Source organism: Hymenobacter negativus, assembly GCF_016056375.1.
Classification (GTDB): Bacteria; Bacteroidota; Bacteroidia; order Cytophagales; family Hymenobacteraceae; genus Hymenobacter; species Hymenobacter negativus_A.
On record NZ_JAEDAE010000007.1, the window covers coordinates 175,569 to 192,402 of the forward strand.

Annotated in this window: 29 protein-coding genes; all 29 read left to right on the forward strand. The window is 55.9% G+C overall.

The window, feature by feature from the left end:
- The 29 genes from rpsS to I7X13_RS15585 all read left to right on the forward strand — a co-directional run bounded on the left by rpsS (position 1) and on the right by I7X13_RS15585 (position 16,758).
- Positions 1 to 279 (forward strand): 30S ribosomal protein S19, encoded by a 279-nt coding sequence (gene rpsS, locus I7X13_RS15445; RefSeq protein WP_190925685.1) that lies wholly within the window; start codon positions 1 to 3, stop codon positions 277 to 279.
- A gap of 1 nt (position 280) precedes the next feature.
- Positions 281 to 697 carry a 50S ribosomal protein L22 gene (gene rplV, locus I7X13_RS15450; RefSeq protein ID WP_196286018.1) on the forward strand — a complete coding sequence of 139 codons (417 nt, stop codon included), beginning with the start codon at positions 281 to 283 and terminating at the stop codon, positions 695 to 697.
- A gap of 6 nt (positions 698 to 703) precedes the next feature.
- Positions 704 to 1,588 carry a 30S ribosomal protein S3 gene (rpsC, locus tag I7X13_RS15455; RefSeq protein ID WP_198076168.1) on the forward strand — a complete coding sequence of 295 codons (885 nt, stop codon included), beginning with the start codon at positions 704 to 706 and terminating at the stop codon, positions 1,586 to 1,588.
- Between the two features lie 107 nt (positions 1,589 to 1,695).
- Positions 1,696 to 2,121 carry a 50S ribosomal protein L16 gene (gene rplP / locus I7X13_RS15460; protein ID WP_196286020.1) on the forward strand — a complete coding sequence of 142 codons (426 nt, stop codon included), beginning with the start codon at positions 1,696 to 1,698 and terminating at the stop codon, positions 2,119 to 2,121.
- 5 nt (positions 2,122 to 2,126) lie between these two features.
- The gene (gene rpmC, locus I7X13_RS15465; protein ID WP_198067457.1) at positions 2,127 to 2,342 is read left to right on the forward strand and encodes a 50S ribosomal protein L29; all 216 of its coding nucleotides are present in this window, start codon (positions 2,127 to 2,129) and stop codon (positions 2,340 to 2,342) included.
- Between the two features lie 3 nt (positions 2,343 to 2,345).
- On the forward strand, positions 2,346 to 2,642 hold the full coding sequence (rpsQ, locus tag I7X13_RS15470; protein ID WP_196286022.1) for a 30S ribosomal protein S17: 297 nt from the start codon (positions 2,346 to 2,348) through the stop codon (positions 2,640 to 2,642).
- Between the two features lie 9 nt (positions 2,643 to 2,651).
- Positions 2,652 to 3,020, forward strand: coding sequence for a 50S ribosomal protein L14 (gene rplN / locus I7X13_RS15475; RefSeq protein WP_198067458.1), 369 nt, complete (start codon positions 2,652 to 2,654; stop codon positions 3,018 to 3,020).
- A gap of 3 nt (positions 3,021 to 3,023) precedes the next feature.
- Positions 3,024 to 3,368: a 50S ribosomal protein L24 gene (gene rplX, locus I7X13_RS15480; RefSeq protein ID WP_198076169.1), complete on the forward strand. Its 345-nt coding sequence runs from the start codon at positions 3,024 to 3,026 to the stop codon at positions 3,366 to 3,368.
- 15 nt (positions 3,369 to 3,383) lie between these two features.
- Positions 3,384 to 3,938 carry a 50S ribosomal protein L5 gene (rplE, locus tag I7X13_RS15485; RefSeq protein WP_198076170.1) on the forward strand — a complete coding sequence of 185 codons (555 nt, stop codon included), beginning with the start codon at positions 3,384 to 3,386 and terminating at the stop codon, positions 3,936 to 3,938.
- A gap of 12 nt (positions 3,939 to 3,950) precedes the next feature.
- Positions 3,951 to 4,220, forward strand: a complete 270-nt coding sequence (gene rpsN / locus I7X13_RS15490) for a 30S ribosomal protein S14 (RefSeq protein WP_035567891.1) — start codon at positions 3,951 to 3,953, stop codon at positions 4,218 to 4,220.
- A 138-nt stretch (positions 4,221 to 4,358) separates the two neighbouring features.
- On the forward strand, positions 4,359 to 4,496 hold the full coding sequence (locus tag I7X13_RS15495) for a hypothetical protein (protein ID WP_198076171.1): 138 nt from the start codon (positions 4,359 to 4,361) through the stop codon (positions 4,494 to 4,496).
- Between the two features lie 442 nt (positions 4,497 to 4,938).
- Positions 4,939 to 6,099 carry a signal peptidase I gene (gene lepB / locus I7X13_RS15500; RefSeq protein ID WP_198076172.1) on the forward strand — a complete coding sequence of 387 codons (1,161 nt, stop codon included), beginning with the start codon at positions 4,939 to 4,941 and terminating at the stop codon, positions 6,097 to 6,099.
- A 247-nt stretch (positions 6,100 to 6,346) separates the two neighbouring features.
- Positions 6,347 to 6,745: a 30S ribosomal protein S8 gene (gene rpsH, locus I7X13_RS15505; protein WP_068191741.1), complete on the forward strand. Its 399-nt coding sequence runs from the start codon at positions 6,347 to 6,349 to the stop codon at positions 6,743 to 6,745.
- A gap of 27 nt (positions 6,746 to 6,772) precedes the next feature.
- Positions 6,773 to 7,327, forward strand: coding sequence for a 50S ribosomal protein L6 (gene rplF / locus I7X13_RS15510; protein WP_198076173.1), 555 nt, complete (start codon positions 6,773 to 6,775; stop codon positions 7,325 to 7,327).
- Between the two features lie 9 nt (positions 7,328 to 7,336).
- On the forward strand, positions 7,337 to 7,687 hold the full coding sequence (rplR, locus tag I7X13_RS15515) for a 50S ribosomal protein L18 (RefSeq protein ID WP_198076174.1): 351 nt from the start codon (positions 7,337 to 7,339) through the stop codon (positions 7,685 to 7,687).
- 90 nt (positions 7,688 to 7,777) lie between these two features.
- Positions 7,778 to 8,269, forward strand: coding sequence for a 30S ribosomal protein S5 (gene rpsE / locus I7X13_RS15520; RefSeq protein ID WP_035567955.1), 492 nt, complete (start codon positions 7,778 to 7,780; stop codon positions 8,267 to 8,269).
- 5 nt (positions 8,270 to 8,274) lie between these two features.
- Complete coding sequence (rpmD, locus tag I7X13_RS15525; protein WP_190925707.1) at positions 8,275 to 8,454, forward strand: 50S ribosomal protein L30; 180 nt, start codon at positions 8,275 to 8,277, stop codon at positions 8,452 to 8,454.
- Between the two features lie 13 nt (positions 8,455 to 8,467).
- Positions 8,468 to 8,917 carry a 50S ribosomal protein L15 gene (gene rplO, locus I7X13_RS15530; RefSeq protein WP_196291018.1) on the forward strand — a complete coding sequence of 150 codons (450 nt, stop codon included), beginning with the start codon at positions 8,468 to 8,470 and terminating at the stop codon, positions 8,915 to 8,917.
- Between the two features lie 15 nt (positions 8,918 to 8,932).
- A complete protein-coding gene (gene secY, locus I7X13_RS15535; RefSeq protein WP_198067464.1) occupies positions 8,933 to 10,252 on the forward strand; it encodes a preprotein translocase subunit SecY in 1,320 nt (439 codons plus the stop codon).
- Between the two features lie 8 nt (positions 10,253 to 10,260).
- Positions 10,261 to 11,046: a type I methionyl aminopeptidase gene (gene map / locus I7X13_RS15540; RefSeq protein ID WP_198076175.1), complete on the forward strand. Its 786-nt coding sequence runs from the start codon at positions 10,261 to 10,263 to the stop codon at positions 11,044 to 11,046.
- 5 nt (positions 11,047 to 11,051) lie between these two features.
- Positions 11,052 to 11,270 carry a translation initiation factor IF-1 gene (gene infA, locus I7X13_RS15545; protein WP_035567874.1) on the forward strand — a complete coding sequence of 73 codons (219 nt, stop codon included), beginning with the start codon at positions 11,052 to 11,054 and terminating at the stop codon, positions 11,268 to 11,270.
- Between the two features lie 21 nt (positions 11,271 to 11,291).
- The gene (rpmJ, locus tag I7X13_RS15550; protein WP_046246595.1) at positions 11,292 to 11,408 is read left to right on the forward strand and encodes a 50S ribosomal protein L36; all 117 of its coding nucleotides are present in this window, start codon (positions 11,292 to 11,294) and stop codon (positions 11,406 to 11,408) included.
- Positions 11,409 to 11,520: 112 nt separating this feature from the next.
- Complete coding sequence (rpsM, locus tag I7X13_RS15555) at positions 11,521 to 11,898, forward strand: 30S ribosomal protein S13 (protein ID WP_196291020.1); 378 nt, start codon at positions 11,521 to 11,523, stop codon at positions 11,896 to 11,898.
- 87 nt (positions 11,899 to 11,985) lie between these two features.
- Entirely contained in the window at positions 11,986 to 12,378 is a 393-nt protein-coding gene (gene rpsK / locus I7X13_RS15560) for a 30S ribosomal protein S11 (RefSeq protein ID WP_035567868.1), read from the forward strand.
- Between the two features lie 26 nt (positions 12,379 to 12,404).
- Positions 12,405 to 13,010, forward strand: coding sequence for a 30S ribosomal protein S4 (gene rpsD / locus I7X13_RS15565; protein WP_196291021.1), 606 nt, complete (start codon positions 12,405 to 12,407; stop codon positions 13,008 to 13,010).
- A gap of 90 nt (positions 13,011 to 13,100) precedes the next feature.
- On the forward strand, positions 13,101 to 14,090 hold the full coding sequence (locus I7X13_RS15570; protein WP_198067467.1) for a DNA-directed RNA polymerase subunit alpha: 990 nt from the start codon (positions 13,101 to 13,103) through the stop codon (positions 14,088 to 14,090).
- A gap of 170 nt (positions 14,091 to 14,260) precedes the next feature.
- Positions 14,261 to 14,863: a 50S ribosomal protein L17 gene (gene rplQ / locus I7X13_RS15575; protein ID WP_198076176.1), complete on the forward strand. Its 603-nt coding sequence runs from the start codon at positions 14,261 to 14,263 to the stop codon at positions 14,861 to 14,863.
- A 233-nt stretch (positions 14,864 to 15,096) separates the two neighbouring features.
- Entirely contained in the window at positions 15,097 to 16,368 is a 1,272-nt protein-coding gene (gene eno / locus I7X13_RS15580) for a phosphopyruvate hydratase (RefSeq protein ID WP_198076177.1), read from the forward strand.
- A 75-nt stretch (positions 16,369 to 16,443) separates the two neighbouring features.
- Positions 16,444 to 16,758, forward strand: coding sequence for an FtsB family cell division protein (locus I7X13_RS15585; protein ID WP_198076178.1), 315 nt, complete (start codon positions 16,444 to 16,446; stop codon positions 16,756 to 16,758).
- The last annotated feature ends 76 nt before the right edge of the window (positions 16,759 to 16,834 follow it).

Consider the following 16,834-nt stretch of genomic DNA (forward strand, 5'->3'; position numbering starts at 1 on the left):
ATGGCACGTTCACTAAAAAAAGGGCCGTACATTGACTTCCGGCTGGAAAAGAAAGTCACGGCCCTCGACACGGCCGGTAAGAAATCGGTGGTGAAGACCTGGTCGCGCCGCTCGATGATTTCTCCGGATTTCGTGGGCCACACGTTCGCTGTTCACAACGGCAATAAGTTCATCCCGGTGTATGTGACCGAGAACATGGTAGGGCACAAGCTGGGCGAATTCGCCCCGACGCGCAACTTCCGTGGTCACATCGCCAAAAAAGATAAAGGCAAGCGCTAAGATGGAAGCAGTAGCAAAACTCCGCAATGTGCCGACCTCGCCTCGCAAGATGCGTTTGGTGGCCGACCTAGTGCGCGGCAAGAAAGTGACGCAGGCCCTCGGCCTGTTGCGTTTCGAAGCCAACATCGGCGCCGAGAAGATTGAGAAACTGCTCCTGTCGGCCTTGGCCAACTGGCAGCAGCACAACGAAGACGAGCGCATCGAAGACGCCAACCTCTACATCAGCGAGATTTTCGTGGATGAAGGCCGTCAGTTGAAGCGCCTGCGCCCCGCCCCCCAGGGCCGTGGCCACCGCATTCGTAAGCGCAGCAACCACGTGACGCTGAAAATCGACACGAAGGTTGAGAAGGCCGGCTCGAAAGCCGCCCAGGCGCAAGCCGCTAAAACCGCTTCCACCGACAACGAAGCCAACGCCTAACCACACATGGGACAAAAAGTAAATCCAACCGGCTTCCGCCTCGGCGTGATTAAGGGCTGGGACTCCAACTGGTACGGCGGCAAGGACTTCGCCGAGAAACTAGTGGAGGACGAGAAAATCCGCAAATACATCAACGCGCGCATTCAGAAAGGCGGCATCAGCCGCATTGTGATTGAGCGCACTCTGAAGCGCATCACCATCACCATCAACACGGCTCGTCCGGGTGTGGTGATTGGCAAAGGCGGCCAGGAAGTTGACAAGATTAAGGACGAGCTGAAGCAAATCACCAGCAAAGACGTTCAAATCAACATCTTCGAAATCAAACGTCCGGAGTTGGACGCCAAACTGGTAGGCGAGAGCATCGCCCAGCAGTTGGCCGCTCGTATCTCCTTCCGTCGCGCCATGAAGATGTCGATTCAGGCTGCTATGCGTGTTGGTGCCGAAGGCATCAAGATTCAGTGCGGTGGCCGTCTTGGCGGTGCTGAAATTGCCCGTTCGGAGCAGTACAAAGAAGGTCGGACGCCGCTGCACACGCTGCGCGCCGATATCGACTACGCTCTGTCGGAAGCTCAGACCGTGTATGGCAAAATCGGCATCAAGGTGTGGGTAATGCGCGGCGAAGTGTTCGGCAAGCCCGACCTCTCGCCGAACCAGCAGCTCACCAACCCGGGCGGTGGCGAAGGTGGCGGTGGTCGTCGTGACGACCGCGGCCCCCGCGGCGAGCGTCGCGAAGGCGACCGTGGCCCCCGTCGTGACGGTGGTGCCGGTGGCCGTGGCGGCAACGACCGTGGCCCCCGTGGCGGTGCTGGCGACAACGCCGGTCCCCGTCGTAACGGCCCTGCCCAAGGCGGTGGTGCTACCGGCGGTGCCGCTCGCGGCCCGCGTCGCTAGAACAAAATCGAGTCATTTCGCTTCGTTTGCCGCTTTGGGTGAACGAAGCGAAATGTTCGGCTGTTCGCCCCTCTCTTTTAAGAACACTCTTTTTACAATAAATTAAAATGTTACAACCGAAAAGGACCAAGTATCGCAAGATGCAAAAGGGTCGCGTAACAGGCCTGGCCTACCGCGGCAGCTCCATTGACTTCGGTTCGTTCGCTATCAAGTCGCTGGAAGTGTCTTGGATTACGGCTCGCCAAATTGAGGCTGCTCGTATCGCCATGACCCGCGCCATGAAACGCGAAGGGCAAGTATGGATTCGCATTTTCCCCGACAAGCCGATTACCAAGAAGCCCGCTGAGGTGCGCATGGGTAAGGGCAAAGGCTCGCCCGAGTATTGGGTAGCCTGCGTGAAGCCCGGCCAAATCATGTTCGAGTCGGACGGGGTTTCGCTGGAAGTAGCCAAGGAGTCGCTCCGTCTGGCTGCCCAGAAACTGCCGGTGAAAACTTCTTTCGTGGTTCGCCGCGACTACACTGAAGCCGCCTAATTCCGATGAAGAACAAGACCGACCTCAAAGGCCTTTCCGCTGACCAGCTGAAAGAGCAAATTAAAGCCGAGCAGACCACGGGTCAGCAGCTGCGTTTCGCTCACGCGATTTCGCCCCTCGAAAACCCCGCCCGCCTGAAAGCCAACCGTAAGACTGTCGCCCGCCTGCTCACCGAGCAGAACCGTCGCAAAAGCGAGCAGTCCACTAACTCCGCTCAATAACCGATGGCAACCGACGTAACAACCCAAGACCAAGCCGTAGCTGAAGACTCGCGCAACATGCGCAAGGAAATCACCGGCACGGTAACGAGCTCGAAGATGGACAAGTCCATCACCGTGGCTGTGGTGCAGAAACAAAAGCACCCCAAGTACGGCAAGTTCGTGACCAAAACCACGAAATTCCACGCCCACGACGAGAAAAATGAGTGCGGCGAAGGCGACACGGTGCGCATCATGAGCACCCGTCCGCTGAGCAAGACCAAGCGGTGGCGCCTGGTTGAAATTGTTGAACGCGCTAAATAATTCAGTCCGATGATACAGCAAGAATCCCGCCTGACGGTGGCCGACAACAGCGGCGCCAAGGAAGTCCTCTGCATCCGCGTTCTGGGTGGCACGGGCAAGAAATACGCCAGCGTTGGCGACAAGATTGTGGTGGCCATCAAGTCGGCCATCCCTTCGGGCAACGCCAAGAAAGGCACCGTGAGCAAAGCCGTGGTGGTGCGTGTGAAGAAGGAAGTGCGCCGCAAAGACGGTTCGTACATCCGCTTCGACGACAACGCCGCCGTGTTGCTCAACAACAACGACGAGCCCCGCGGCACGCGCATCTTCGGCCCCGTGGCCCGCGAGCTGCGTGAGCGTCAGTTCATGAAAATCGTATCCCTAGCCCCCGAAGTAATCTAAACCATGGCTATCAAGAAAGCAGACCCCGTGCAGCTGCACGTGAAGTCGGGCGATACCGTGAAGGTGATTGCCGGCGACGAGAAGGGCAAAACCGGCGTGATTAAGTCGGTGAACCGGGTAACCCAGCGCGTTATCGTGGAGGGCCTGAACCTGGCAACGAAACACAACAAGCCGAGCGCCAAATCGCCTCAGGGCGGCATCACCAAGATTGAGGCGCCCATCCACGTGAGCAACGTGCAGGCTATTAACCCCACCACCGGTGAGCGGGTGCGCAAAGGCGCCGCAGCAGCAGCAGCTCCGGCTGCACCTGCCAAGGCCAAGCGTGCCACTGCCAAGAAAACGGCTTAAGCAGCCCCCTTCATCATGGCCCGTCTCAAAGACATTTATAAAAAAGACGTTGTACCCGCGCTCCAGGAGAAATTCCAGTTTAAGAGCATCATGCAGGTACCCCGTATCACCAAAATTTGCATCAACCGCGGCATCGGTGCTGCTGTTGCTGACAAGAAACTGGTTGATAACGGTGTAGAAGAGTTGACCCAAATCACGGGTCAGAAAGCTGTAGCGACCATCGCCAAGAAATCGGTGTCGAACTTTAAGCTCCGCGAAGGCATGCCCATCGGCGCGAAAGTGACGTTGCGCGGCGAGAAAATGTACGAGTTCATGGACCGTCTGCTGACGGTAGCCCTGCCCCGCGTACGTGACTTCAAAGGCATCAACGACAAAGGTTTTGATGGTCGTGGCAACTACACGCTCGGCGTGAAGGAGCAAATCATCTTCCCCGAAATCTCGATTGACAAAATCAAAGGCATCTCTGGCATGGACATCACGTTCGTGACCACCGCCGAGAACGACGAGCAGAGCTACGAGCTGCTCAAGGCGTTCGGCATGCCTTTCGCCAACGCTAAAAAAGACGCTTAATCTTCCGAACTCATGGCTAAAGAATCCATCAAAGCACGGGAGCGCAAGCGCATTGCCACCGTGGCCCGCTACGCTGAGAAGCGTAAGGCGCTGAAAGCTGCCGGCGACTACGAAGGTCTCGACAAGCTGCCCAAAAACGCTTCGCCCGTGCGCCTGCACAATCGCGACATGATTGACGGCCGCCCCCGCGGCTACATGCGCAAGTTTGGCATCAGCCGCGTGCGTTTCCGCGAAATGGCTCTTGCTGGGAAGATTCCCGGTGTGACCAAGTCGAGCTGGTAAGCTTCGATTTTCGCAATAAAGTTTTAATTCCCAAGTTGAGGTCTGCAAGGACTTCGGCTTGGGAATTTTGCTTTTATGTTCCTATCTGCCATTAGATTACAATACTTCAGTTCGTAGCGAGGCTAACTACTTTTTAATATGAAGCTTTCATCTTTTTGCCTGCTTTGCGGTGCCGGTAGTATCGTATTTAGTTGCGCCGAAAAGAAATCAGGAATAACTAAAACCAACATTCTTGGTGAATGGCGCAGGGTAACGCCTGCACCTAAAAAAGAATAGATTCGGAGGCTTTACCCCCGGGTGGATGGATAATTGGTTCGGTATTCGTGAAGTGAATAATCAACTGTTTCTTTCAAGCTATTAAGGGCACTACGGACTGAAACTGAATGTTGCTGGTGATACTCTTGCGTTTCGACAGGTCTGTATCATCTATGAGTCGAGGGGGCGAAAGCGACACATTGTGGATTCTCCCATTTGGAAAGTATGTAAGGATGAATTTGAATGATTTTGATGCAAGCCGCAAAGCATTCATAGATGCAAGGCAGTTGAAAAAGGCTCTATAGATGCGGTGAGCAAATTGCTTGAAAAGAATCCACCTAGCCACTTCCGTTTCTCAAGCTGCTGGGGCGGCGGGGGAACTAGGCAATAGCAGAAGAGCTACGGCGTTGATGTTGATAAAGGCATTGTGATACCACGCAGCCATTACTTTAACACGTTGCTTATGCGTATTCCTTACTTCTCTTCCCGCAGAGCTAACTCTTCGCCCAAGCCGCCCAAAAGCAAAACCCGCGAATGGGCCGACTCCCTGATTTTCGCCATCGTGGCCGCCACGCTGCTGCGTTGGTCGGCGGTGGAGGCCTACACCATCCCCTCGGAAAGTATGGAGGGTACGCTGTTGGTAGGCGATTATCTCATGGTAAGCAAGCTGCACTACGGCCCCATCACGCCCCAAACGCCGCTGCAAGTACCCCTCACACACCAAACGCTGTGGGAAGGCGGCCCGCAGAGCTATTCCGACCTCGTCCAGCTGACCACCTACCGCTTCCCCGGTTTCAGCACGGTGAAACGCAACGACGTGGTGGTATTCCACGTGCCCCACGAGCCGCAACGCCCCGCCGACCTGCGCACCAACCTCATCAAGCGCTGCATCGCCGTGGCCGGTGACACCCTGACGCTACGTCACGGTCAAGTGTTCCTCAACGGCCAGCCCGGCGCGGTAGCCGGCCGCCCCCAAACCACCTACTTCATGCAGGTTGCCGCGCCCAACGATGAAATCCTGGCCGCGCTGCACGCCCATGGGGTGGTCGACTACCGCGAGCCCGACGGCGTGCCCCGCGCCATCGTCAACCCCGAAACGGGCAAGCACGGCTTCGTCATTAGCTGCCCGGCCGAGGTGGCCGCCTACTTCCGCCGGCAGCCCTACGCGAAGTCGCTGGAAGTATTGCAATACCCCGTGCAACTCTTCCCCGACGTGGCCGACTTCGACGTATCGCAGGCCGCCAGCAGCGTGCCCAACCATTGGCAGCTCGATGAGTACGGCCCGCTGCCGGTGCCACGCCAGGGCCAGACTATTGTCCTCACGCCGGCCAACGCGGCCATCTATTACAAAATCGTGGCCCAGTACGAGCACAACGAGGGCATTACTTGGCAGCACAGGATGATATACCAGAACGGCCAGCCGCTCACGCGCTATACCATCAAGCAGAACTACTACTTCATGATGGGTGACAATCGCCACAACTCCGAAGACTCCCGCTTCTGGGGCTTCGTACCCGAAGACCATATTGTGGGCAAAGCCGTATTCACCTGGCTGTCCCTTGACCCCAATGCAGACTTACTGCACAAAGTCCGCTGGAGCCGGCTGTTTCGGTCGATTGAGTAGCGGCAACGCTCAACGGAAATTTGCATAGCACCCTTGCATAAGTGCTTCGCCTCCCGCTACCTTTGCACACCCAAAACCCGAGGCGTGCCTCAAAATCATTTGGCAGGTTGCCGAAAGAAACCATTGGCCGGACCGTCGCCGGACGTGCCAAGTAGTCTTAACCCGAAATTTCGTTAGGCGCCATTGGCAGCCGGGCGAAATTTTCTTATCTTTGCGCTCCGAAAAAAGCGGACGTATTTAATTATCAATGAACACTGACCCCATTGCCGACTACCTGACTCGGGTACGCAACGCCATCAAGGCGAACCACCGGGTGGTAGAAATCCCGGCCAGCAACATCAAAAAGGAAATCACGAAAGTGCTGTACCACAAAGGGTACATCCAGTCGTACCGTTTTGATGATTCGTCGGTTCAGGGCACCATCAAAATCGCCCTGAAGTACAACCCCACCACGAAGGCCCCCGCTATCACCAAGCTGCAGCGCGTTTCGACGCCCGGCTTGCGTCAGTACGTGGCCGCCGACAACCTGCCCCGCGTCCTTAGCGGCCTGGGTGTGGCCATCATCTCGACCTCGAAAGGCGTGATGACCGAAAAGGAGTGCAAAACCGAGAACGTGGGCGGCGAGGTGCTGTGCTACGTGTACTAGTCCGGAACCGCTTTAGCAAATTCAATTATGTCACGTATTGGTAAACTGCCGATTTCTGTCCCCGCCGGGGTCGCTATTTCGGTCGACAACAACAACGCGGTGACGGTGAAAGGCCCCAAAGGCACGCTCACTACGCAAGTAGACCGCGACATCACCGTAGCTGTGGAAGACGGTACCCTCACCGTAACCCGCCCCACCGAGCAGAAGCGCCACAAGGCCATGCACGGCCTCTACCGCGCCCTCATCAACAACATGGTGACCGGTGTTAGCGCTGGTTTCGAGAAAAAACTCGAGCTGGTTGGCGTAGGTTACAAAGCCTCGCTCGTGGGCAGCACGCTGGAACTGGCCCTCGGCTACTCGCATAACGTGTACATCGCCCTCCCCAGCGAAGTATCCGCTACCGCAGTAACCGAAAAGGGTAAGAACCCGATTGTGACGCTGAATAGCATCGACAATCAGCTGCTGGGCCAAGTGGCCGCCAAAATTCGTTCGCTGCGCAAAGTGGAGCCCTACAAAGGCAAAGGTGTGCGCTTCGTGGGCGAGATTATCCGTCGCAAAGCTGGTAAAACGGCCTCTAAATAAATTCGCATCATGGCATTTGATAAAGCAACTCGCCGCAAGCGGATTCAGCGCATCATCCGCACGAAAGTGTCCGGTACCACGGAGCGTCCGCGCTTGTCGGTGTTCCGCAGCAACACAGGCATTTATGCTCAGATTATCGACGACACGACCGGCCGTACCCTGGCTGCTGCTACGTCGAAAAAAGTAACCTCCGAAGGTGGCAATGGTGTAGCTCTGGCTGCTGCTGTAGGCCGGCAGCTCGCCGCCGTCGCCCAAGAGAAAGGCATCACGAAAGTGGTGTTCGACCGCTCAGGTTACCTCTACCACGGTCGCGTAAAATCATTGGCTGAAGGAGCCCGCGAAGGCGGCCTCAATTTCTAAACTATCATGGCGCAAGAACGCGACAACAATCGTCCTGGCGGAGACCGTCAGCGCAGCAACGACCGCGACCGGAACAAGGACAACTCCCGCATGGGGGCTGACTCCGACTTCAAAGAAAAAGTAGTAGCCATCAACCGCGTAGCGAAGGTGGTGAAAGGCGGTCGCCGCTTTAGCTTCTCTGCCATCGTGGTAGTAGGCGACGGCAACGGCAACGTAGGCTACGGCCTCGGCAAAGCCAACGAAGTAACCGACGCCATTGCCAAAGGCATTGACGACGCCAAGAAGAACGTGGTGAAAGTGCCCATGTACAAGCACACCGTTCCTCACCTCATGGAAGGCCGCTACGGCGGTGGTTTCGTGCTCATCCAGCCGGCTGCTGCCGGTACGGGTGTAATCGCCGGCGGTGCTATGCGCGCCGTGTTCGAGAGCGCCGGTATTAAGGATGTGCTGGCGAAGTCGAAAGGTTCGTCGAACCCTCACAACGTGGTGAAAGCGACGTTTGCAGCCCTCGCCAAAATGCGCGACCCGTTGCAAATCGCTCAAGCCCGTGGTATTTCTTTGGCCCGCGTTTTTAACGGTTAATTGACATGGCACAAATTCAAGTAAAGCTCGTGCGCAGCGCCATTGACCGCCCCGAGCGTCAGAAGCGCACCGTTCAGTCCCTCGGCCTGAACAAACTCAACAGCACCGCTACCCACGAATCCAACCCGTCCATCCTGGGCATGGTGAAGAGCGTGCAGCACCTGCTCCAAGTAACCGAACTGTAAGACTATTATCGTCATGCTTAATCTCAGCAATCTATCGCCCGCCTACGGCTCGACTAAAAACGAGAAGCGGATTGGCCGGGGCGAAGGCTCCACGCGCGGTGGCACGTCGACCCGTGGTCACAAAGGCGCCAAGTCACGTTCGGGCTACAAGCGCAAGTCCGGCTTTGAAGGTGGCCAAATGCCCCTCCAGCGCCGTGTGCCCAAGTTCGGCTTCACGAACATCAACCGCGTCGAGTACAAAGCCATCAACCTTGACGTGCTCGCTGGCCTTCTCGAGAAGAACAGCGCCACCACTCTGGATGCCGCTTACTTCGTGGCCGCCGGTCTGGTTTCGAAAAACGCCAAAATCAAAGTTCTCGGCCGCGGCGAAATCGCCACTGCTGTTGAAGTTCATGCTCACGCCTTCTCGAAATCAGCTGTTGAAGCCATCGAGAAAGCTGGCGGCAAAGCGGTAACGCTCTAATAGCTACCTTCGGCAATGAATAAGTTTATCGAGTCGATAAAAAACATTTTTGCGATTGAGGATTTGCGTACGCGAATCCTCAATACGCTTTTCTTCATTGCCATCTATCGCCTAGGCGTTTACGTGGTGTTGCCGGGCGTTGACCCCACGCAACTCAAGACCGGCGCCCAAGGCTTGTTTGGCATTCTGGATACGCTGCTTGGCGGCGCATTCAGCCACGCGTCCATCTTCGCGCTGGGCATCATGCCGTACATCTCGGCGTCGATTGTGTTGCAGCTGCTCACCATCGCCGTGCCCTACTTCCAGAAGCTTCAGAAGGAAGGCGAGTCGGGACGTAAGAAAATCAACCAGTACACCCGGGTTCTCACGATTCCGATTGTATTGGCTCAATCGGTTGGCTTCATCGCCACGATTAACGCTGAGGCCATCATCAACCCCGGCACATTCTTCACCGTTTCGACCATGATTATCATCACGGCCGGCACGTTGTTCTGCATGTGGCTTGGCGAGAAAATCACGGACAAAGGCATCGGCAACGGTATCTCCATGATTATCATGATTGGCATCGTGTCGCGTCTCCCCGGTGCCATCATCGGTGAGGCTGCTGCCAAAGGCGTCAACAAATCCCTCATTTTCCTGCTGGAAATGGTGGTGCTGTTCCTCGTGGTTATGGCGGTTATCGTGCTCACGCAGGCGGTTCGCCGCATCGCGGTGCAGTACGCTAAGCAAGTAGGTGGCACTACGCAGCTGGACGCCCAGCGTCAGTTCATTCCTCTCAAGGTGAATGCAGCCGGTGTAATGCCCATCATTTTTGCCCAGTCGCTGATGTTCGTACCCGCCATCGTGGCCTCGGTATGGCAGAACCAGAGCGATACCGCCAGCTACATCGGCGTGAAGTTTTCGGACTACACCTCGTGGCAGTACAACCTGACCTTCGGCCTGCTGATTATCATCTTCACTTACTTCTACACGGCCATCAGCGTTAACCCTAACCAGATTGCCGATGACCTGAAGCGGAGCGGTGGTTTCGTACCCGGCGTGAAGCCTGGCCGCGATACCTCGGAATACATCGATGAAATCCTGACGCGCATCACCCTGCCGGGTGCTGTAGCGCTGGCCCTCATCGCCATATTCCCCGCGCTGGCCTTGTTGCTGGGCGTAACCCGTCCGTTCTCGGCTTTCTATGGCGGCACGTCGCTCATCATCATGGTGGGGGTAGTGCTCGACACGGTGAACCAAGTGCAGAGCTACTTGTTGATGCAGCACTACGACGGCATGATGAAATCGGGTAAGCTGCGCGGTCGCACGGCCCAGCCCATTTCCATCGCCTCGTAACCAGCATAATGGCAAAAGGTCCGATACAATACAAAACCGAAGAAGAGATTGACCTCATGCGGGCGAGCGGCCAACTGCTAGCCCGGGCTCACGGCGAAGTCGCGAGTCTCATCAAGGAAGGAGTGACGACGCGGCAGCTTGATAAGCGCGCGGAGGAATTCATCCGAGACAACGGTGGGATACCTTCTTTCAAAGGTTTATACGATTTCCCCTACAGCCTGTGCCTCTCGCCGAATGCGGTGGTGGTGCACGGGTTCGCCACCGACGAGCCGCTAAAAAGCGGCGACATCATCTCGGTGGATTGCGGGGTGTTGCTGAATGGCTACCATTCAGATAGTGCTTACACCTACCCAATTGGGGAGGTGGCGCCGGAAGTGCTAACGCTGCTGAAGGAAACGAAAGCAGCCCTGTACAAAGGCATCGAACAAGCCGTGAGCGGCAACCGCGTGGGCGACATCAGCTACGCTATCCAGAACCATGTAGGCCCGTTGGGCTACGGGGTGGTGCGTGAGTTGGTTGGCCACGGAGTTGGCGCGAAGCTGCACGAAAGCCCCGATGTGCCGAACTACGGCAAACGGGGTTCCGGGCCGCTCTTGCAAACGGGGCTGGTCATCGCCATTGAACCGATGATAAACTTGGGCAAGAAGGACGTGGTGCAGGAGGCGGATGGTTGGACCATCCGCACCAAGGACCGCAAGCCCTCGGCGCACTTCGAGCACACCGTAGTAGTTAGAAAAGAAAAGGCGGAGATTCTCACCTCCTTTGAATACATCGAAAAAGCATTGCAGCAGTAGCCCTTATGGCAAAACAAGCCTCGATTGAGCAGGACGGAACCATCCTGGAAGCCCTCTCCAACGCCATGTTCCGCGTGGAGCTGGAGAATGGTCACCAGCTGATTGCCCACATTTCGGGCAAGATGCGGATGCACTACATCAAGATTCTGCCCGGCGACAAGGTGAAGCTGGAAATGTCGCCCTACGACTTGTCGAAGGGCCGGATTAAGTATCGTTATAAATAAACCCGTTTCCCTTCACAGGTCATGAAAGTAAAAACCTCGGTGAAAAAGCGTAGCGTGGACTGCAAACTGGTCCGCCGTAATGGCAAACTCTACGTCATCAACAAGAAGAACCCGCGCTTTAAGCAGCGTCAGGGTTAATTCAAATTTTTAGAACCCCGGAACCTTGGGTACTGAGTCGTTGGTTACTAGCCTTCGGCCCGCCTTCCAAGTAGTTGCCGGGTTTCTGTCCGCAAACACATAACCACACACAATGGCTCGTATCGCAGGGGTTGATATCCCGGACAACAAGCGCGGCGAAATCTCGCTGACTTACATTTTCGGCATCGGCCGGAGCAACGCCAGCAAGATTCTGGTAAAAGCTGGCGTCGACGTCAACAAGAAGGTAAAGGACTGGACCGACGAGGAGTCGGGTGCTGTCCGCGCCATCATTGCCGCCGAACACAAGACCGAAGGCGTGCTGCGCTCGGAAGTAACGACGAACATCAAGCGTTTGATGGACATCGGCTGCTACCGTGGTCTGCGTCACCGCAAAGGTCTGCCGGTTCGTGGTCAGCGTACCAAGAACAACTCGCGTACCCGCAAGGGCAAGCGCAAAACGGTGGCCGGCAAGAAGAAGGCAACGAAATAAATTTAACCGGGAATCGGCGCTGGCTCTGGCGGGTACCATACTCGCGCAGCCAGCGCCAACACCTCCCGCATTTTTTGCGATAACCAAATGGCACAAAAAAGAAAAGACAAAGCCAAGAAGCGCGTTGTCGTGGTGGAGCAGGTGGGCCAGGTACACATCCGTGCCTCGTTCAACAACATCATCATCTCCATCACCAACAACAACGGTCAAGTTATTTCGTGGGCTTCGGCCGGCAAAATGGGCTTCCGTGGTTCGAAGAAAAACACGCCCTACGCCGCTCAAATGGCGATGAGCGACTGCGGCAAAGTGGCCCACGACCTGGGCATGCGCAAAGCCGAAGTATTTGTTAAAGGTCCAGGCTCGGGCCGTGAGTCGGCCATCCGCGCCCTCGGCAACGTGGGCATTGAGGTGACCACCATCCGCGACGTAACGCCGCTGCCGCACAACGGCTGCCGCCCCCCCAAGCGTCGTCGCGTTTAGTTTTCCACTTCAGAAATTAGATTACAATGGCACGTTATACCGGCCCTACCTCAAAAATTGCCCGTCGCTTCAACGAGCCGATTTTCGGCCCGAGCAAAGCGCTCAACAAGAAAGCCTATCCTCCGGGCCAGCACGGCCGCGGCCGTCGCAAGAAGCAGTCGGAGTACGCTGTCCAGCTGATGGAGAAGCAGAAGGTGAAGTACATGTACGGCATGTTGGAGAAGCAATTCGAAAACCTGTTCCACAAAGCTGCAGCACTGCCCGGCATCACCGGCGACAACCTGCTCGCCCTGCTGGAAGCCCGTCTGGACAATGCCGTGTACCGTTTGGGCATTGCCTCGACGCGTCGCGCTGCTCGCCAGCTCGTTGGTCACAAGCACATCACCGTGAACGGTGAAGTGGTGAACATCCCTTCGTACCACCTCCGTCCCGGCGACATCGTGGCCGTGCGTGAGAAGTCGAAGTCGCTGGAAGCCATCACCACGAGCCTGTCGGTTCGCAACTCGCGCCAGTTCTCGTGGCTGGAGTGGGACGGCAAGGAGTTGGCTGGCAAGTTCCTCAACGCCCCCGCCCGTGAGCTGATTCCGGAGAAAATCACCGAGCAGCTCATCGTCGAACTGTATTCGAAGTAAATAACGCTACTGGTAGCGGCCCGGCAGTTTGTCGGGCCGCACTTGTGCTTATACTTCACCAATTTTTTTCTAATTTTTTACGCCCCACATATGTCAATCTTAGCTTTTCAGATGCCGGAGAAAGTGGTGATGGAGAAATCCGACGACTTCACCGGGACGTTTGAATTTAAGCCGCTCGAGAAGGGCTACGGCGTCACCATCGGCAATGCGCTGCGTCGCATTCTGTTGTCGTCGCTGGAGGGTTTCGCCATCACGTCGGTGCGCACTAACAGCGTGCTGCACGAGTTTTCGACCATCGAAGGGGTGATTGAGGACATGTCCGAAATCATCCTGAACCTGAAGATGGTCCGCTTCAAGAAAGTGAGCGATGCCATCTCGGATAAAATTACGGTGCGCGTGAAAGGCCAGGATACCTTCTCGGGCGCTGATATTGCCAAGTTCGCCAGCGGTTTCGAAGTACTGAACCCCGACCACGTAATTGCTCACCTCGACCCCAGCGTGGAGCTGGAGCTGGAGCTGACGATTGCCCGTGGCCGTGGCTACGTGCCCGCCGACGAGAACAAGCCGGCTGACCAGGTTTTCGGTCAGATTGCCATCGACGCTATCTACACGCCCATCAAGAACGTGAAGTATAGCATCGAGAACACCCGTGTGGAGCAGAAGACCGACTACGAGAAGCTCGTTATCGAGATTCAGACCGACGGTTCGATTCACCCGGAGGACGCGCTGAAAGGTGCGGCCAACATCCTCATTCAGCACTTCATGCTGTTCTCGGACAACACGATGACCCTCGAGGGCCCGCGCGTGACCGAAGACGAGCCGATTGATGAGGAAACCATGCAGATGCGCAAGATGCTCAAGACTCCCCTGGAGGACATGGAGCTCAGCGTACGCGCCAAGAACTGCCTCAAGGCTGCCGACATCAAGACGATGGGCGAATTGGTGCAGCTCGAAATTGCCGACATGATGAAGTTCCGCAACTTCGGCAAGAAGAGCCTGACCGAACTCGAAAACCTCGTGGAAGAGCGTGGTTTGGAGTTCGGCATGGACCTGGGCAAGTATCGCCTGGACGAAGACTAGTAGTTAGAATACCGGATGTGCTGATTGGCTGGACTTGTCCGGCGGGTTAGCACATCTTCTTTTTTATCCATTTACTATTTCACCAGTGTGCCCCAGGGGCAGCGGTTCTAATGAGGCCTTGAGGCCCGCCGTGGTCGCCGCCCGCAAGCACACATTTTTTCAAACGACCAATGCGTCACGGAAGAAAAATCAACCACCTGGGCCGGACTACCGCCCACCGCCACGCCATGTTGTCGAACATGGCTTCGTCGCTCATCCTGCACAAGCGTCTGACGACGACTGTGGCCAAAGCCAAAGCCCTGCGCAAGTACGTAGAGCCGATGCTGACCAAGTCGAAGGAAGACACGACGCACTCGCGTCGTATGGTGTTCGCCGCTCTGCAGGACAAAGAGTCGATTAAGGAGCTGTTTGGCAACATTTCGGGCAAAATTGCTAACCGTCCCGGTGGCTATACCCGCATCCTGAAGCTGAGCGATACCCGTCTGGGCGACAACGCCGATATGTGCATCATCGAGCTGGTGGACTTCAACGAAACCCTGATTGAGTCGAAGCAGGCTGCTGCCGATAAGGCTGCTGCTGGCACTACCCGTCGTTCGCGTCGTGGTGGCAAGAAGGCTTTGGGCGACGCTGCTACTTCGGCTACCGAAGTAAAAGGCGAAGCTGTGGCTCCAGCCGCAGTAGTTGAGCAGTCGGCTCCGGCTGACACGGCTACCGAAACGGTAAAAGACGGCGAGAGCCGCGAAGACGCTAAGGCTGACGAGGCCGGCGCTTAATTCATAGTAGTTGCTGCAAGATTGAAAGGGACGCTCCGTGAGGGGCGTCCCTTTTTTGTGCGAAAAATTCTGGCTACATACAGTGAAATAAATGACTTTATAAGACAGATTCAATCGTTAGCGCAAGCTTTAGGAGAGTGATGTAAAACGTTCTTTTAATACTGTAAGCGTGCTTATGCGGGTTGATTCGCGTACGTTTGCAGCATATTTAACTGTTTACAAAACGACTTGCTATGAGCTTCATCTCGCAAATTCACGCTCGCCAGATTTTTGATTCCCGCGGTAATCCGACGGTAGAAGTTGACGTAACGCTTGACTCGGGTGTGGTAGGCCGGGCGGCCGTTCCATCGGGCGCCAGCACGGGCAAACACGAAGCGGTAGAACTGCGCGATGACGACAAGTCCATGTATATGGGTAAGGGCGTGTTGAAGGCGGTAGAGAACGTAAATTCGCGCATTGCGGAAGAATTGGTGGGTTTCTCGGTGTACGAGCAGGCCCTGTTCGACAAGATTATGCTGGAGATGGACGGCACTCCCAACAAAGCCAACTTGGGTGCCAATGCCATTTTGGGTGTGAGTCTGGCCGCTGCCCGCGCGGCGGCGCAAGATGCGGGCATGCCGCTATACCGCTACGTGGGCGGGGTAGGGGCTGCTACGCTGCCGGTGCCGATGATGAACATTCTGAACGGTGGCTCGCACGCCGACAACTCGATTGACTTCCAAGAATTCATGATTATGCCCACGGGGGCGTCATCCTTCTCGGAAGCGCTGCGTTGGGGCACGGAGATTTTCCACCACCTGAAAAACGTGTTGAAGAAGCAAGGCTTTAGCACCAATGTGGGTGACGAAGGTGGCTTTGCGCCGAACATCAAGTCGAACGAGGACGCAATTAAGATTGTGCTGCAAGCCATTGAAACGGCCGGCTACCGCCCCGGCGAGGACGTGTTCATTGCGATGGATGCAGCGGTGTCGGAGTTCTACGAGGATGGTGTGTACCACTTCAAGAAAAGCACCGGCGATAAACTGACTTCGTCGCAGATGGTAGACTACTGGGCTGACTGGATGAAGAAGTACCCCATCATCAGCCTGGAGGACGGCATGGACGAGGACGACTGGAGCGGCTGGAAAGCCCTCACGGAGCGCGTGGGCAAACAGACGCAGCTGGTGGGCGATGACTTGTTCGTAACCAACGTAGACCGCTTGCAGCGTGGCATTGATGAAGGTATTGCCAATGCCATTCTCATCAAGGTGAACCAGATTGGTACGCTGACGGAAACCATCAATGCCGTGAACCTGGGCCGCCGCAATGGCTATAAGTCGGTGATGAGCCACCGCTCGGGCGAGACGGAGGACAGCACGATTGCCGATTTGGCCGTGGCCCTGAACACCGGCCAGATTAAGACCGGCTCGGCTTCGCGCTCGGACCGGATGGCCAAGTACAACCAGCTGCTCCGCATTGAGGAAGAGTTGGGCGAGGTGGCGTACTTCCCTGGCAAGAAGATGTAATTATTTCAGTGATTAAGAGCACAAACGGCCAATTTCGCACTAGCGAAATTGGCCGTTTGTATTACCTTTATATCGATGAATCTACCTTTCTTCATTAGCCCGATAGTTCGGGTAGTGCGCAGCTTCTATTTTCTGACCGGTGTGGGCTTTTTAGTCTGGATGCTGGTGTTCGATGCCAACGATGTGGGCAAGCAGTTTGACATCTACCAGAAGTGGAAAGAACTGCGTAATGAGAAGCAATATTACCTTGACAATATTGAGGTGGTAAAAAAAGAGCGAGCCGAACTGATGAGCTCGCCGGCGTTGCTGGAAAAGTTTGCGCGGGAAAAATACCTGATGAAACGCCCCGGCGAGGACGTATTCGTGCTGGTGCCCCAAAGCGAAAATTAATAGCGGGAAGTTTCGGTAGACACGGTATAACAATATTGTTGTGCAAAATCTGTTGTCCAGCCACTTCTGACATTAC